Source organism: Arthrobacter sp. BGA-UO-ETr-C19 (genome assembly GCF_059568005.1).
Window position 1 is genome coordinate 235,280 of the sequence record NZ_JCAQPC010000022.1, and the last position, 13,276, is coordinate 248,555.

The window sequence follows — 13,276 nt, forward strand, 5'->3', positions numbered from 1 at the left end:
TCAAAGCATGACTGAAGCGGACGCCGGATTGCAGGCCTTGCCCACGAATGACCCCACGAACTCCCTCCTGGAACTGCTTGACCTCGGCGAGCTGGAAGGCGCCCGCACCGACGAGGACATTTTCATGGGTCCCTCGCAGCGCCAGCCGCACCAGCGCGTCTTCGGCGGCCAGGTCCTGGCCCAGTCCCTGATCGCCGGAATGCGCACGGTGGACGAGGACCGCACTGTCCATTCCATGCACGGCTACTTCCTCCGGCCCGGCGACGCGAATAAGCCCATCACCTTCGGGGTCCAGCGTCTGCGGGACGGCCGCTCGTTCTCGGCGCGGCGCGTGCACGCCTACCAGGACGGCACGCCGATTCTGTCCATGATCGCCTCATTCCAGGCCGGCGACGACGGCATTGAGCACCAGTCCGAGATGCCTGCCGGCATCCCCGATCCGGAGACGCTGCCCAGCACGGCTGACCTGCTGGGCAAGTTCGACCACCCGGTCGCCCGGCACTGGGCATACGAACGGCCCTTCGACATCCGGCATGTGGATCCCGCCCTGTATGTAGCGGCCACCGGGAAGAAGGAGGCACGCAACGCCGTGTGGATGAAGACCTTCAGCCCCATGCCGGACAACGCCAACACGCACCGGGCCGCGCTGGCCTACGCCAGCGACTACACGCTGCTCGAGTCGATTCTGCGCAAGCACGGGCTGAGCTGGATCACGCCGGGCATGAGCGTGGCGAGCCTTGACCACGCCATGTGGTGGCACCGCCCCGTCCGCGTTGACGAGTGGCTCCTGTACGTGCAGGAATCCCCCAGCGCCCAGGGAGCGCGGGGCCTTGCGACCGGCAAGATCTTCAACCGCGAGGGCACGCACGTGGCATCCGTGGCGCAGGAGGGCATGGTCCGGGTGCCGACCGATATCAAGAGCAAGGTGGCCGGTGCGGTCCAGACGAAGATCCTGCAGCATCAGATGCGCAAGGCCTGACGGACTCCGCATGCGAAAAGGCCGGCCCCGAGTTTGATCTGTTCAACCAGATCAAACCGGGGCCGGCCTTTTTCGTGGTCAGCGCGTCATTAATCGCGGGTCAGGCGGCGGTGCGTGACGCGGTGCGGCTTGGCAGCGTCGGGGCCGAGGCGCTGCACCTTGTTCTCCTCGTAGGATTCGAAGTTGCCCTCAAACCAGTACCACTTCGACGGGTTCTCCTCGTCACCTTCGTAGGCGAGGATGTGGGTGGCCACCCGGTCCAGGAACCAGCGGTCGTGGGAGACCACGACGGCGCAGCCCGGGAACTCCAGCAGCGCGTTTTCCAGGCTGCTCAGGGTTTCGACGTCGAGGTCGTTGGTCGGTTCGTCGAGCAGGAGCAGGTTTCCGCCCTGCTTGAGGGTCAGTGCCAGGTTCAGGCGGTTGCGCTCACCGCCGGAGAGCACGCCTGCCTTCTTCTGCTGGTCCGGTCCCTTGAACCCGAACGCCGCAACGTAGGCGCGGGACGGCATCTCCACGTTGCCCACCTGGATGAAGTCCAGGCCGTCGGACACGACCTCCCAGAGGGTCTTGTTGGGGTCGATGCCACCGCGGCTCTGGTCGGCGTAGGAGATCTTGACCGAGTCGCCGATCTTCAGCTCGCCGCCGTCGAGGGGCTCAAGGCCCACGATGGTCTTGAACAGGGTGGACTTGCCCACACCGTTCGGGCCGATGACGCCGACGATTCCGTTGCGTGGCAGGGAGAAGGACAGTCCGTCGATCAGGGTGCGGTCGTCGAAGCCCTTCTGCAGGTTCTTCGCTTCCAGCACCACTCCGCCAAGGCGCGGTCCCGGCGGGATCTGGATCTCTTCGAAGTCCAGCTTCCGGGTGCGGTCAGCCTCGGCTGCCATTTCCTCGTAGCGGGCCAGACGTGCCTTGGACTTGGTCTGCCGGCCCTTGGCGTTGGAGCGGACCCACTCGAGTTCCTCGGAGAGCCGCTTGGCCTGCTTGGCGTCCTTCTTGCCCTGGATTTCCAGGCGGGCGCGCTTCTTCTCCAGGTAGGTGGAGTAGTTGCCCTCGTACGGGTACAGGTGGCCGCGGTCGACCTCTGCGATCCATTCCGCGACGTGGTCCAGGAAGTACCGGTCGTGGGTGACGGCGAGAACGGCGCCCTCGTAGGAGGAGAGGTGCTGTTCCAGCCAGAGCACGCTCTCGGCGTCGAGGTGGTTGGTGGGCTCGTCGAGGAGCAGGAGGTCCGGCTTCTGCAGGAGCAGCTTGCAGAGCGCCACGCGGCGGCGCTCACCGCCGGAGAGCAGGGTGACATCCGCGTCGGCCGGCGGGCAGCGGAGGGCGTCCATGGCCTGCTCGAGCTGGGAGTCCAGGTCCCAGGCGTCGGCGGAGTCGATCGCTTCCTGCAGGTGGCCCATCTCCTCGAGGAGTGAGTCGTAGTCTGCGTCCGGGCTGGCCATCTCCTCGGAGATTGCGTTGAAGCGCTGGATCTTGCCGTAGATCTCGCCCACGCCTTCCTGGACGTTGCCCAGGACGGTCTTCTCCTCGTTCAGCGGCGGCTCCTGCAGCAGGATGCCCACGGTGTAGCCGGGGCTCAGCCGGGCTTCGCCGTTCGAGGGGGTGTCCAGGCCGGCCATGATTTTCAGGATGGTGGACTTACCGGCACCGTTGGGGCCAACAACACCGATCTTGGCGCCCGGGAAGAAGGACATGCTTACGTCGTCGAGAATAAGTTTTTCGCCAACAGCCTTTCGGGCCTTGGTCATTGTGTAGATAAATTCCGCCATGGTTCCAAATCTAGTGGGTTGGCGGGCATATCTCACATTCGCGTCAGGCCGGGGCGCCTACGAAGCACTTCCCGTTCGACAGCGCCGGCAGCACCGCCACGGTCACCTTTCCATCGCGGATCTGGCCGATCACACATTCCTTGGCCTGGACCGCCGCCGCTTCCATGGAATCCACCTCGAGTCCGGTGGGCGTGCGCCCCGCCGAGACCTCCAGGCTCCGCGCCGGAACGCCAGCCGCCGTGAGCGCCGCCGTGATGTCCGCAGTGGCCGGCTTGGGGTTGGCTGCCACAACACTTCCCAGGACGTCAGTCATGGTCTGCTGCAGCTTGGCCGTGGTCCCTGCAGCAGCGGGCCCTGTTGTGGCCGCCGCAGATGCCGACGGTTTTGCCGGCGCCGAGTCCGATGCCGCCGTGGCGGACTGCGTGGCCACTTTTTCCCCGGCGGCCTGATCCCCTGGTGCCGCGCAGGCGGCGAGCGCCGAGAGCAATACAGCCGCCAATACGAGCGGGCCGGCAACACCCTTGGCATTTCCCCGGGCACCAGTGGCCTTGCCGCGGAGTGCTTTGTTCCGCTGAAGTGTCGTCGCTCGCATCACGCTGCCATTCTGCCATGCGGCACCGCAAGGGGGTGCGGTGCCGCACGCCGCCGGCGTTCAGGCAGCCGCTCCGGTGAGTTCGCCCGTTTCCGAATCGAGCTGCAACTCATCACCGGCACCGTCCACGAAGACGCCGGCTGCGGCCGGGTCTTCATCGGAGTCGTCATCATCTTCCTCCCGGTCCTCGTCGGTTCCTTCCTCGCCCGCAGCCGAGGACCCGGAAGCGCTGCCGCCGCCGCCCGCGGGACCAAAGGAGTCAGCGGCCTGCGGGTTGCCGGAATTGCGGAGGAAGTTGGCGGTGCCGTACTTGAGGTCGTGGCCCACAGCGTCCGCGTCGATCTCGGCTTCGTGGTGGATGCGCCCGTCCTTCTCCCAGCTGCGCAGTTTCAGCTTGCCTACGACGACGATGCGCTGGCCCTTTTTGATGCTGCAGCCCATGTTCCCGGCCAACTGGCGGTATCCCTGGACGGTGAACCAGTTGATGTTGCCGTCCACCCAGGCGTTGGCGGTGCGGTCGTACCGCCGCTCGGTGGAACCAATACGGAATGAGGCGGTGGGAACGCCCCCGGGGGTGGTTGAACTGCGGATCTCCGTGGCAACGAAGCCGCGGACAGTAATGGTGTCGGTCATCTTGGTGTCCTGTCTCGAATTGTCGTGCCCCTTGCAGGCATTCCAAGCATCAACCGGCAGCAGATGGACAGCGAGAGCCGATGTTCCGTATGTGGAAAACCGGGGCGGGACACCGGGAACGCAAAGATGAAACAGCGGGTCCCTGACACTGGTGGCGCGCAAGTCAATGTAGACTTTTTAGGCGCCAGCAATGTGCCGGCCAGCCATTGCCCCAGTAGCTCAGGGGATAGAGCAGCGGCCTTCTAATCCGCCGGTCGGGGGTTCGATTCCCTCCTGGGGCGCATTGTGATGAGTCGGACATCCTAGGGATGGGTCGGGTCCTCATGGACACCCCGGTCTTCGGACCGGGGTGTTTTTCTTTGCCCATCGATAATTGCAAAGCATGCTTAGTAATACGGGCAGACTGTGCCTATGATCGAACTGGGCGCCGGCGATGTGCACAGGCCGGCCAACCTGGACCACCAGTCGAGGAAGGAACACCCGCATGCAGCACAGCCAGTCGGGCGAAAGCCCCGCCCATCCGGAGACGCCCCGGCCCTCGAGCCCCGCCGCAGGTAAGCCGGGCCCGGCAGTGCCCCCTGAACCAGCACCGGCAGGAGAGGCCGCAGGTACCGGCGCGGCAGGCCGTCACCCGGGCACGGCCGCGATTCCGGGTTACGACGGAGCCTCTTCACCGCAGCCCGGCGTGGCAGAGCCCGAACGGCGCGTGACGCGCGCCGGGATGATCTGGGCGGCAGTGGCCTCGGCGTTGGTGGTACTGGTGCTGCTGATCGTCTTTATCCTGCAGAACCAGGAACTCGTCCAGGTGAAGTTCTTCGGCCTGGCGGGAGCAGTGTCGCTCGGGATGTCCCTCTTCATCGCGGCGGTGGGCGGAGGTGTCCTCGTCGCGATGGCCGGCGCAGCCCGGATCATCCAGCTGCGCGCTGCTGCGCACCGGCGCAGGGTGCAGACCGGCCGAAGGCGGTAGAGCCGCAAGCCCCAGCGACGCAGTCAGTCCTCCAGGTACTCCTTGAGGTTGCCAAGCACCATGCCCCAAAGCTTTTCCGACTCCGCGGCTTCGCCATCACTCTTGTTGTTGCCCTGGGTGATGCTGACCCGGGTTCCCTCCGCCACGCGCTCCAGTCCATATTCCACGGTGTGGTAGTTTTCCGGCGCGTCGGGAAGTCCCGACAAGGGGCTGTAGTGGGTGATGCGCAGAAGTTCATTGGGGCGGGCTTCCAGCACAGTCCCCTTGTCCAGGTAGGACTTGCCCTGCCATTCCCCCTCGAACGTCACAGGCTCACCTTCCCGCCAGGTGGATGTGACGTGCGTGCCGAGAAAGTATTCCTTGACGTCGGCCGGATCCGTCAGTGCCTTCCAAACCCGCTCCGGCTGTGCGGCGACAACAATGTCCGCCTCGGCGTCCCTGAATTGTTTGTCCATGGTTTCCCCTCCTGGCGTCACCCTACCCGCGGACGGCCCCGGAGGTAAGGGCAGAGCAAGGGGCACCGTGGCCGAGGGCCAGGCAGAACAGAGGTCCCGTCTCGGGGACCGGACCTCTGTTCTGCCGGGGTCCTTGCCCTGGTTTAGGCGAAGGGCTGCACCAGTTCGGCGTACCGCTCCTTCATCCTGCCCAGGACGTCGTCGCCGTCGGCGTCCCAGATCTCCTGGTTGAAGATTTCCACTTCGATGTCGCCGGTGTAGCCGGCGTCCCGGACCCAGGTGCTGATCGTGGCGAAATCAATCACGCCGTCGCCCATCATGCCGCGGGAGAGCAGCGCGTCCGCCGCGATCGGCAGGTTGAAGTCACACACCTGGTAGGAGGCGATCCGGTTCTCCCTGCCGGCGCGCTCGATCTGGGCTTTCAGCTCCGGGTCCCACCAGACGTGGAAGGTATCGACGGCGACCCCCACCGCCCGGGCGTCGTACGGCGCCGCCAGGTCCAGCGCCTGCCCCAGCGTGGAGATGAGCGCGCGGTCGGCGGCGTACATGGGATGCAGGGGTTCCAGCACCAGCCGGACACCATGCTCGACGGCGAACGGGACGAGGTCCTCGAGCCGGTCAGCCACGCGCCGGCGGGCAGCCACAACGTCCTTCTCCCCCGGCGCCAGACCCCCGACCACGAGGAACAGTTCCCGGGTGTCGAGCGCAACGGCCTCGAGGATAGCGGCCCTGTTGTCGGCGAGTGCTGCCGCCTGCCCGTCGGCGTCAGCAGCCGTGAGGAACCCGCCGCGGCACAGCGAGGAAACCCGAAGCCCGGCATCCTTGATCAGCTTCGCCGCCTTGTCCAGCCCGGCGTCGGCCACGATGTCGCGCCAGGGTCCGATGGCGGGAATTCCTGCCCGGGCACAGCCGTCAACAGCCTCGGCGAGCGTCCACTTCTTGGTAGTGGCGCTGTTGAGGGAAAGCCGTGAAAACGGGGACGGTTCTGAATTGAAGGTCATACTCCCACTCCGTTGATGCGAAGGAAATCGGACATCCGGAACGCGGCGAGGGCGGGGTCCCTCAGCAGCCCGGCTTCGTCGGCCAGTTCGAAGGTCTTCGCCAGGTGCACCACTGACCGGCCAGAGTGCAGCCCGCCGACCATCTGGAAGCCCGGCTGCTTGCCGTTGAGCCAGGACAGGAAGGCGATTCCGGTCTTGTAGTAGAACGTGGGGGCGCTGAAGATGTGTTTGCCCAGTTCCCGGGTGGAGTCCAGGATGGCGCGCGCTTTGGCGGCATCCCCGGCATCGTAGTTCTGCAGCGCCGCGGACGCGGCCGGATAGATTGCGGCGAAGATGCCCAGCAGGGCATCGGAGTGGAGGGTGCCGTCGCCGTCGATCAGTTCCGGGTAGTTGAAGTCGTCGCCGGTGTAGAGGCGGACACCCTCGGGAAGGGCTGCCCGCAGCGCGATTTCATGTGAAGCGTCCAGGAGGGAGACCTTGACGCCGTCCACCTTGTCCGCGTTCTCGCGGATGAGGGAGAGGAACGTCCCGGTGGCCTCGGAGACGTCGTCCGAGCCCCAGTAACCGGCCAGTGCGGGGTCGAACATGGTGCCGAGCCAGTGCAGGATGACCGGCTGGTCGGCCTCCTGCAGCAGCGTGGAGTAGACCTTGAGGTAGTCCTCGGCGCCGGACGCCACCCGGGCCAGTGCCCTGGAGGCCATGAGGATCACCTTGGGCCCGGCCTCGCTGACGACGGCGACCTGCTCGCGGTAGGCGGCGAGGACAGCCTGCAGGCCGGCTTCGCCGGACGGCAGCGCGGCAAGGTCCAGCTGGTCGGTGCCGGCACCGCAGGACACGAGGTCCCGGACCGTCATGCCGGCCGTGGCGGTCCCGCCGGCGGAGACCACGGAGGCCGCCTCCGCCCCGGTGCGCTTGATCAGCTGCTGGGTGGCGGGCCAGTCCAGGCCCATGCCGCGCTGGGCGGTGTCCATCGCGTCGGCGACCCCCAGCCCATAGGACCACAGCTCGTGGCGGTAGGCCAGGGTGGCCTCCCAGTCCAGACGTGCCGGGGCGCCGGGGGTGTTGTCGGCGGTGACCTCGGGGATGACGTGCGCGGCCGCGTACGCCCGGCGGGATGTCAGCGGTGCCGCCGGCTTGGCCCAGGTGGTGGCGGAGCGGAGGCGGTACTCCCGGGTTCCGCCGTCGGATGTGGGAAGGATCAGTGACGTCATCAGAGCGTGATCTCCGGGATGTCGATGGTGCGGCGTTCATCGCTGGACTGCAGGCCGAGTTCGGCAAGCTGCACGCCGCGGGCGGCGGAGAGCAGCCCGAAGCGGTGCTCGCGGCCGGCGACGACGTCGCGCAGGAACTCCTCCCACTGCAGCTTGAAGCCGTTGTCCAGCTCCGCGTTCGCCGGGACTTCCTGCCACTGGCTGCGGAAGGATTCGGTGACCGGAAGGTCCGGGTTCCAGACGGGCTTGGGCGTGTGCGCCCGCTGCTGCGCGACGCACTTGTTCAAACCGGCGACAGCGGAACCATGCGTGCCGTCGATCTGGAACTCCACCAGTTCGTCACGGTAGACCCGGACGGCCCAGGAGGAGTTGATCTGGCCGATGACGTCGTCTCCGCCCGGGGTAACCAGTTCGAAGATGCCGTACGAGGCGTCGTCAGCAGTTGCCTTGTACTCGTTGCCGGCCTCGTCCCACCGGGCGGGGATGTGGGTGGCGGTCTTGGCGTTGACGCTCTTGACCTTGCCGATGATGCCTTCCAGAACGTAGTTCCAGTGGCAGAACATGTCCGTGGTCATTCCGCCGCCGTCTTCCTTGCGGTAGTTCCAGGACGGGCGCTGGGCCGCCTGCACGTCGCCTTCGAAGACCCAGTAGCCGAATTCGCCGCGGATGGACAGGATCCGGCCGAAGAATCCTTCATCCACAAGGCGGCGCAGCTTGACCAGGCCGGGGAGGTACAGCTTGTCGTGCACGACGCCCGCGGTAACCCCGGCTTCCTTGCCGATGCGGGCCAGCTCGATGGCCTCCTCCAGGGTTTCCGCCGTCGGCTTCTCGGTGAAGATGTGCTTGCCGGCCAGCATGGCCTTCTTCAGGGTCGCGGCCCGCAGGCTGGTCATGGAGGCATCAAAAACGACGTCGACAGTAGGGTCGTTGATCACGCCGTCAAGGTCGGTGGTCCATTCCGAAATCTTGTGGAGCTCTGCCAGTTCGCGGATCTTCGCTTCATTGCGGCCGACGAGGATCGGCTCGACCTGGACCTTGGTGCCATCCTGCAGGGTGAAGCCGCCGGCGTCGCGGATCGGGAGGATGGAGCGCAGCAGGTGCTGGCGGTATCCCATCCGGCCGGTAATGCCGTTCATGGCGATACGGATCGTTTTTGTTTCGAAGCCCATGAGTCCTCATTCATTCGTGGTGGATTGCAATTCGGGAAAGCGCGTTCCCGCTGCCTCTATAGTGCAGAACTGCGGCCGATCTGGCAAGCGCTTTCCTCACTTTTCTTCTATTGCGATAATGTGAGCATCAGCCGAGTTTCCCGAAGCTGGGGCCTGTTGAAGAGGAGTTGCGCCTGTGGCTGCAAGCACGCTGACCGAAGTAGCCCGCCTGGCCGGAGTCTCCCCTGCCACCGCCAGCCGTGTCCTGAACGGTTCGGCCAGGACCCCCGGGCCTGACATCGCGGAGCGTGTCCGGAAGGCTGCGGACTCCCTGGGCTACATCCCCAACGCCCAGGCCCAGGGGCTCGCCAAGTCGAGCTCCGGCCTCATCGGGCTCATCGTGCACGACATTGCCGATCCCTACTTCTCGGCCATCGCCCGCGGCGTCCAGACCGCCGCCCGGCACCAGAACAAGATGGTGCTGCTGGCCACGACGGCGGGCAGCCCAGCCGACGAGCGCGCGGCCGTGGCAGCGTTTGCCGCGCGCCGGGCGGACTCGATAGTGATCGCGGGATCGCGGTCCGCGCGGACGGCCGACAGACAGGGCAACGCCGACCTGGCCGCCGAACTCGACCGATATTGCCGCAACGGCGGCCGGGTAGGGGTGGTGGGCCACGCCGTGGTGGGCGCCGAATCCGACGAGGGCTACCACGTGGTTGAGGTTCCCAACGAGGATCTCGCGGCCGCACTCGCCCGGGAACTGGCCGCCTCACATGCCGGGGAGTTCGTGATCGTCGCCGGGCCTGAGGGGCTCCTGACCTCCGACGACCGGGCTCGCGGCTTCCAGCGCGGCCTGGCGGACGCCGGGCTGCCGCCGGCGGAGGTCCTGCACACCGGATTCGACCGCACGGGCGGTTACGAGGCGGGCCTGGAACTCGCGGCCCGCATCGGCGCCCCGGGCGGCAGCGGCGAGGCCAGTCCTGGCGGCGGACGGCCCCGGCTCTGTATCTTCGCCGTCAACGACGTCATGGCGATCGGGGCCACCGCCGCGCTGCGTTCCAAGGGGCTGCGGATCCCGCGGGACGCCGCCATCGCCGGGTTTGACGACATCGAAACCCTGCGCGACTTCCGCCCCGCCCTCTCCACTGTCCGCCTGCCCCTGGAGGAGATCGGCAGGCTGGCGGTGCCTGGCGCGGGTTCCGGCCAAAGGGCCGCCGCCACCGTCGGGGTTACGGGCGAAGTGACGCTCCGGCGGAGCACCGAGCCGGCCGGCGAACCGGCTTCATAGATTCCTGAGGACAGTCCCGGCAGGTGGGATGACGCGGACGGCCCGCCTCACGGCAGGGTCAGGATTACCGGGCCGTCGGCGGTGACGGCCACGGTGTGCTCGCTGTGGGCGGCCCTGCGTCCGTTGGCGGAGCGCAGCGTCCATTCGTCCTCGTCGTGGAAATAGTCTCCGTTACCGCCGAGAATGAGCATGGGCTCGATGGCGATCACGAGGCCCTCCGTCAGCTTGATGCCCCTGCCCGGACGCCCGTCATTGGGCACGGAGGGCTCGGCGTGCATGGTCCGGCCGATCCCGTGCCCGCCGTGGTTAGCCAGCAGGCCGTAGCCGGCTCGGCGCGCTGCGCCGCCGATCGCGTAGGCGAGGTCGCCCATTTTGTTTCCCACCCGGGCGGCATCGATGCCCCGGGCCAGCGCGGCGTCCGTGGCCTCAATGAGTGCCTGGTCCTCCGGGTTGGGCGTGCCCACAATGAAGCTTTCGGCCGAGTCGCCGCACCAGCCTTCCACGAAGGCACCGCAGTCCACGCTCAGCAGGTCCCCGTCGCGCAGCCGGTACCCGTTGGGGATTCCGTGCACCACGGCATCGTTGACGCTGGTGCAGATCACGCCGGGAAACGGGACCGACGCCCACCGGGGCCTGTAGTCCAGGAACGCGGGCTTGGCGCCCGCATCGGCGATGGTGGCGGCAGCAACGTCGTCGAGCTCCTTCAGCGAAACGTCCACGGCTGCGGCCTTGCGGACGGCTGCCAGGGCGTTCGCCACCACCCGCCCGGCCTCGCGCATCATGGCAATCTGAGCGGGCGTCTTGATCATGGACATGGATGACCTCCCGGGACTCTCTGGCCAGCAGCAGGATAGTTCCTGCAGGCAGCACCTCATACCCTGCCTACTCTAGGACCACACGGGCGGCAGCGGCAGCGGCAACCTCGGCCCCGGGCACCGTGGACCGGCTATCTTGGCAGCATGGCAAATGAAGCGGTGCTGGCGTTGATTCGCTCCGAACTGCGGGCGGCGGCAGACCCCATCCGCGGCGCCGCGGCGCAGGCCTACATGAAGTCCACAACACCATCCCTCGGCGTCCGCGTGCCGGAAGTGCGCAGAACAGCCAAGGCCGTGGCCGCCGCCCATCCCTTTGAAACAGCCGAAGACCTGCGGTCAACGGTGCTTGTCCTGTGGCGTGAAGCCCGCTACCGCGAGGAACGCTACGCCGCGATTGACCTGACCGGGCTGCGGAGCGTGGCCGCAGACCCGCGGATGCTTCCGGTGTATGAGGAGATCATCCGCACGGGCTCATCCTGGGACTACGTGGACGGCGTGGCCCACCGGATCGGCGCCCTGCTCAAGGCCCACCGGGAGGAACTTACCGGCGTACTGCTCCAGTGGAGCATCGACCGGGACTTCTGGATCCGGCGGGCGTCGATTACTGCCCAGCCGGGCGCCAAAGTCCAGACGGACACCGGCCTGCTCACTGCCGTCATCGAGGCGAACATGGCCGACAAGGAATTCTTTATCCGCAAGGCCATCGGCTGGGCGTTGCGTGAGTACGCCAAAACCGACCCGGGATGGGTCCTGGAGTTCGTGGCACGGAACGGCCCGGCCCTCAGCCCGCTCTCGCGCAGGGAGGCCCTGAAAAATCTTTAGTCAGATAACAGGGCGTACGGTGACGGGCTGCTCCGCCTTGCTGAAAAGCAGCTTGGTGCTGCGGTCCAGGAAGATCAGGTACAGCGCAAACAGCAGGGCGATGATGGCGGCTGCATTGCGGGCCAGCGCGAGGGCAAGGCCCAGGTCGTCGGTCTGCAGGTAGGGGAAGACTTCCAGCTGGTCCGAGATGGCGTAGACCATGAAGAAGGAAACGATGAAGTACAGGGCCTTGACCTGCCAGTCGTCACGGATGCCCGTGACGGCGAACAGCGGGATCAGCCACACCACATACCAGGACTGGATCATGGGCGCCAGCACCACAACAGCCGCGAAGGCGAGCGTCAGGCGGCGCATGAGACGGTCATGTTCGCCCCGGAAAATCTGCCAGGCGACGATACCCACCGCGAGGAGCTTGCCGGCGTCGTAAACCCATTTGGCCAGCCCCCAGCCGTCCAGGCTGAACGCGTTGGCGATGGATGCGACCACCAGGCCGAGCAGCCCCACGGGGGCGTACCAGATCCAGACGCTGCCGGGCGCCGAGAGGCCGTTGATCCAGCCGAACCCAAAGCCGTTGACCAGGCTCATTGCGTAGAGCAGGGCAAGGCTGATTCCGGCCGTCAGGCCCCAGAACACAAACTTCCGGGGCCAGCTGGCCCCCTTGCCGGCCCACAGCAGGCCGATGAACGGAAGGAACACCACGGTGATCGGTTTCACCGCGATGGAGGCCGTGACGAGGACAATGCCGAAAATGACCCGCCGCGTGGCGCAGTAGTACAGGCCGGCGAGGGCGAGCCCGATCATGAGCGAATCGTTGTGGACGCTGGCGATGAAATTGGTCAGGAAGAGCGGATTCGCCGCCGTCAGCCAAAGGGCACGGTGCGGATTGACCCCGTGCAGCTCGGCAAGCTTGGGGACGTAAACGATGCAGAGCACCACACCCGCCAGGGAGGCCAGGCGGAACAGCATGATGCTGGCTTCCGGGTGGACGTTGGTGGACCAGACCACGAACTGCTCGATCCACAAAAACACCTGGCCGTAGGGAACCGGGGCCTCGGTCCACATCTTGTCTGCGCCCAGCTGGAAGTAGTTGGACAGCGCCGAGATGCCGTTCTCGTACGGGTTGAAGCCCTCCACCATCAGCCGGCCCTGACCGATGTACGCGTAGACGTCCCGGCTGAATAGCGGGACGGTGAACATCATGGGAAGGCCCCACGCGACGATGGCCTGCAGGGTGGCCTTGCGGGCCTCCCGGCCCCATACCTGGATGTGCTGGCCAAGCCTGAGCCACGCCCGGACCAGCAGCATGCCGCCCACCGCAAGCAGCACAATGGAAAGCCCGACGCCGAACGCCTCGGTGCGCATCCAGATGAACAGCGGCATCCGCCGCAGCTCCGAGACGGGCGCCAGCCAGCCGACGCCGAGGGAGCCGACGAGCAGGAACATGGAACCGATGAAGCCGGAGAGGATCGGCGAGCGTGGGTTGTCCACTTCCGGCCGGGCCGGGTCCGTGGAAGTGCCGGTGGCCGTTTCCCCTATCGCAGGCACAGGCGCCGTCATCTCAGGATCGTCCAATCTCTTCTGCGCCTATCTCGT

13 protein-coding genes and 1 tRNA gene are annotated in these 13,276 nt (G+C 66.5%); 5 read left to right on the plus strand and 9 right to left on the minus strand.

Annotation, left to right across the window (positions count from 1 at the left end; genetic code table 11):
- Positions 1-7: 7 nt before the first annotated feature.
- Positions 8-979 carry an acyl-CoA thioesterase gene (locus AC57BR_RS15990; RefSeq protein WP_496362249.1) on the plus strand — a complete coding sequence of 324 codons (972 nt, stop codon included), beginning with the start codon at positions 8-10 and terminating at the stop codon, positions 977-979.
- A gap of 89 nt (positions 980-1,068) precedes the next feature.
- Here the strand turns inward: AC57BR_RS15990 and ettA are convergent, their stop codons facing one another.
- Genes ettA through AC57BR_RS16005 form a run of 3 tightly spaced genes read right to left on the minus strand, consistent with a single transcriptional unit; the run spans position 1,069 to position 3,976 of the window.
- On the minus strand, positions 1,069-2,751 hold the full coding sequence (gene ettA, locus AC57BR_RS15995; protein ID WP_496362251.1) for an energy-dependent translational throttle protein EttA: 1,683 nt from the start codon (positions 2,749-2,751) through the stop codon (positions 1,069-1,071).
- Between the two features lie 43 nt (positions 2,752-2,794).
- Positions 2,795-3,343 carry a DUF6993 domain-containing protein gene (locus AC57BR_RS16000; RefSeq protein WP_496362332.1) on the minus strand — a complete coding sequence of 183 codons (549 nt, stop codon included), beginning with the start codon at positions 3,341-3,343 and terminating at the stop codon, positions 2,795-2,797.
- 60 nt (positions 3,344-3,403) lie between these two features.
- Positions 3,404-3,976 carry a single-stranded DNA-binding protein gene (locus AC57BR_RS16005; protein WP_496362253.1) on the minus strand — a complete coding sequence of 191 codons (573 nt, stop codon included), beginning with the start codon at positions 3,974-3,976 and terminating at the stop codon, positions 3,404-3,406.
- 208 nt (positions 3,977-4,184) lie between these two features.
- Between AC57BR_RS16005 and AC57BR_RS16010 the strand changes: the two genes are divergently transcribed.
- Positions 4,185-4,257 (plus strand) — tRNA-Arg (locus AC57BR_RS16010).
- A 203-nt stretch (positions 4,258-4,460) separates the two neighbouring features.
- Positions 4,461-4,943, plus strand: coding sequence for a LapA family protein (locus tag AC57BR_RS16015; protein WP_496362255.1), 483 nt, complete (start codon positions 4,461-4,463; stop codon positions 4,941-4,943).
- Positions 4,944-4,966: 23 nt separating this feature from the next.
- On the opposite strand, the gene AC57BR_RS16020 is transcribed toward AC57BR_RS16015, so the two are convergent.
- From AC57BR_RS16020 to AC57BR_RS16035, 4 genes are all read right to left on the minus strand, one after another.
- Entirely contained in the window at positions 4,967-5,398 is a 432-nt protein-coding gene (locus AC57BR_RS16020; protein ID WP_496362257.1) for an SRPBCC family protein, read from the minus strand.
- A gap of 143 nt (positions 5,399-5,541) precedes the next feature.
- Positions 5,542-6,399, minus strand: a complete 858-nt coding sequence (locus AC57BR_RS16025) for a sugar phosphate isomerase/epimerase family protein (protein ID WP_496362259.1) — start codon at positions 6,397-6,399, stop codon at positions 5,542-5,544.
- Positions 6,396-7,610: a dihydrodipicolinate synthase family protein gene (locus tag AC57BR_RS16030; RefSeq protein ID WP_496362261.1), complete on the minus strand. Its 1,215-nt coding sequence runs from the start codon at positions 7,608-7,610 to the stop codon at positions 6,396-6,398. The genes AC57BR_RS16025 and AC57BR_RS16030 overlap by 4 nt, the downstream gene beginning before the upstream one ends.
- Positions 7,610-8,779: a Gfo/Idh/MocA family protein gene (locus AC57BR_RS16035; RefSeq protein ID WP_496362263.1), complete on the minus strand. Its 1,170-nt coding sequence runs from the start codon at positions 8,777-8,779 to the stop codon at positions 7,610-7,612. The genes AC57BR_RS16030 and AC57BR_RS16035 overlap by 1 nt, the downstream gene beginning before the upstream one ends.
- Before the next feature lie 175 nt (positions 8,780-8,954).
- On the opposite strand from AC57BR_RS16035, the gene AC57BR_RS16040 reads away from it, so the two are divergent.
- Positions 8,955-10,046, plus strand: a complete 1,092-nt coding sequence (locus AC57BR_RS16040) for a LacI family DNA-binding transcriptional regulator (protein ID WP_496362265.1) — start codon at positions 8,955-8,957, stop codon at positions 10,044-10,046.
- A gap of 47 nt (positions 10,047-10,093) precedes the next feature.
- Here the strand turns inward: AC57BR_RS16040 and map are convergent, their stop codons facing one another.
- Positions 10,094-10,861, minus strand: coding sequence for a type I methionyl aminopeptidase (map, locus tag AC57BR_RS16045; protein ID WP_496362267.1), 768 nt, complete (start codon positions 10,859-10,861; stop codon positions 10,094-10,096).
- 144 nt (positions 10,862-11,005) lie between these two features.
- On the opposite strand from map, the gene AC57BR_RS16050 reads away from it, so the two are divergent.
- On the plus strand, positions 11,006-11,683 hold the full coding sequence (locus AC57BR_RS16050) for a DNA alkylation repair protein (protein WP_496362269.1): 678 nt from the start codon (positions 11,006-11,008) through the stop codon (positions 11,681-11,683).
- On the opposite strand, the gene mptB is transcribed toward AC57BR_RS16050, so the two are convergent.
- Positions 11,684-13,240, minus strand: coding sequence for a polyprenol phosphomannose-dependent alpha 1,6 mannosyltransferase MptB (mptB, locus tag AC57BR_RS16055; protein ID WP_496362271.1), 1,557 nt, complete (start codon positions 13,238-13,240; stop codon positions 11,684-11,686). It abuts the gene before it with no gap.
- Positions 13,241-13,276: the final 36 nt, after the last annotated feature.

Bases quoted from the DNA above. Each gene is read 5' to 3' on its own strand.
- AC57BR_RS15990 (WP_496362249.1), top strand. From the start codon at position 8: ATGACTGAAGCGGACGCCGGATTGCAGGCCTTGCCCACGAATGACCCC.
- ettA (WP_496362251.1), bottom strand. From the start codon at position 2,751: ATGGCGGAATTTATCTACACAATGACCAAGGCCCGAAAGGCTGTTGGC.
- AC57BR_RS16000 (WP_496362332.1), bottom strand. From the start codon at position 3,343: ATGCGAGCGACGACACTTCAGCGGAACAAAGCACTCCGCGGCAAGGCC.
- AC57BR_RS16005 (WP_496362253.1), bottom strand. From the start codon at position 3,976: ATGACCGACACCATTACTGTCCGCGGCTTCGTTGCCACGGAGATCCGC.
- AC57BR_RS16015 (WP_496362255.1), top strand. From the start codon at position 4,461: ATGCAGCACAGCCAGTCGGGCGAAAGCCCCGCCCATCCGGAGACGCCC.
- AC57BR_RS16020 (WP_496362257.1), bottom strand. From the start codon at position 5,398: ATGGACAAACAATTCAGGGACGCCGAGGCGGACATTGTTGTCGCCGCA.
- AC57BR_RS16025 (WP_496362259.1), bottom strand. From the start codon at position 6,399: ATGACCTTCAATTCAGAACCGTCCCCGTTTTCACGGCTTTCCCTCAAC.
- AC57BR_RS16030 (WP_496362261.1), bottom strand. From the start codon at position 7,610: ATGACGTCACTGATCCTTCCCACATCCGACGGCGGAACCCGGGAGTAC.
- AC57BR_RS16035 (WP_496362263.1), bottom strand. From the start codon at position 8,779: ATGGGCTTCGAAACAAAAACGATCCGTATCGCCATGAACGGCATTACC.
- map (WP_496362267.1), bottom strand. From the start codon at position 10,861: ATGTCCATGATCAAGACGCCCGCTCAGATTGCCATGATGCGCGAGGCC.
- AC57BR_RS16050 (WP_496362269.1), top strand. From the start codon at position 11,006: ATGGCAAATGAAGCGGTGCTGGCGTTGATTCGCTCCGAACTGCGGGCG.
- mptB (WP_496362271.1), bottom strand. From the start codon at position 13,240: ATGACGGCGCCTGTGCCTGCGATAGGGGAAACGGCCACCGGCACTTCC.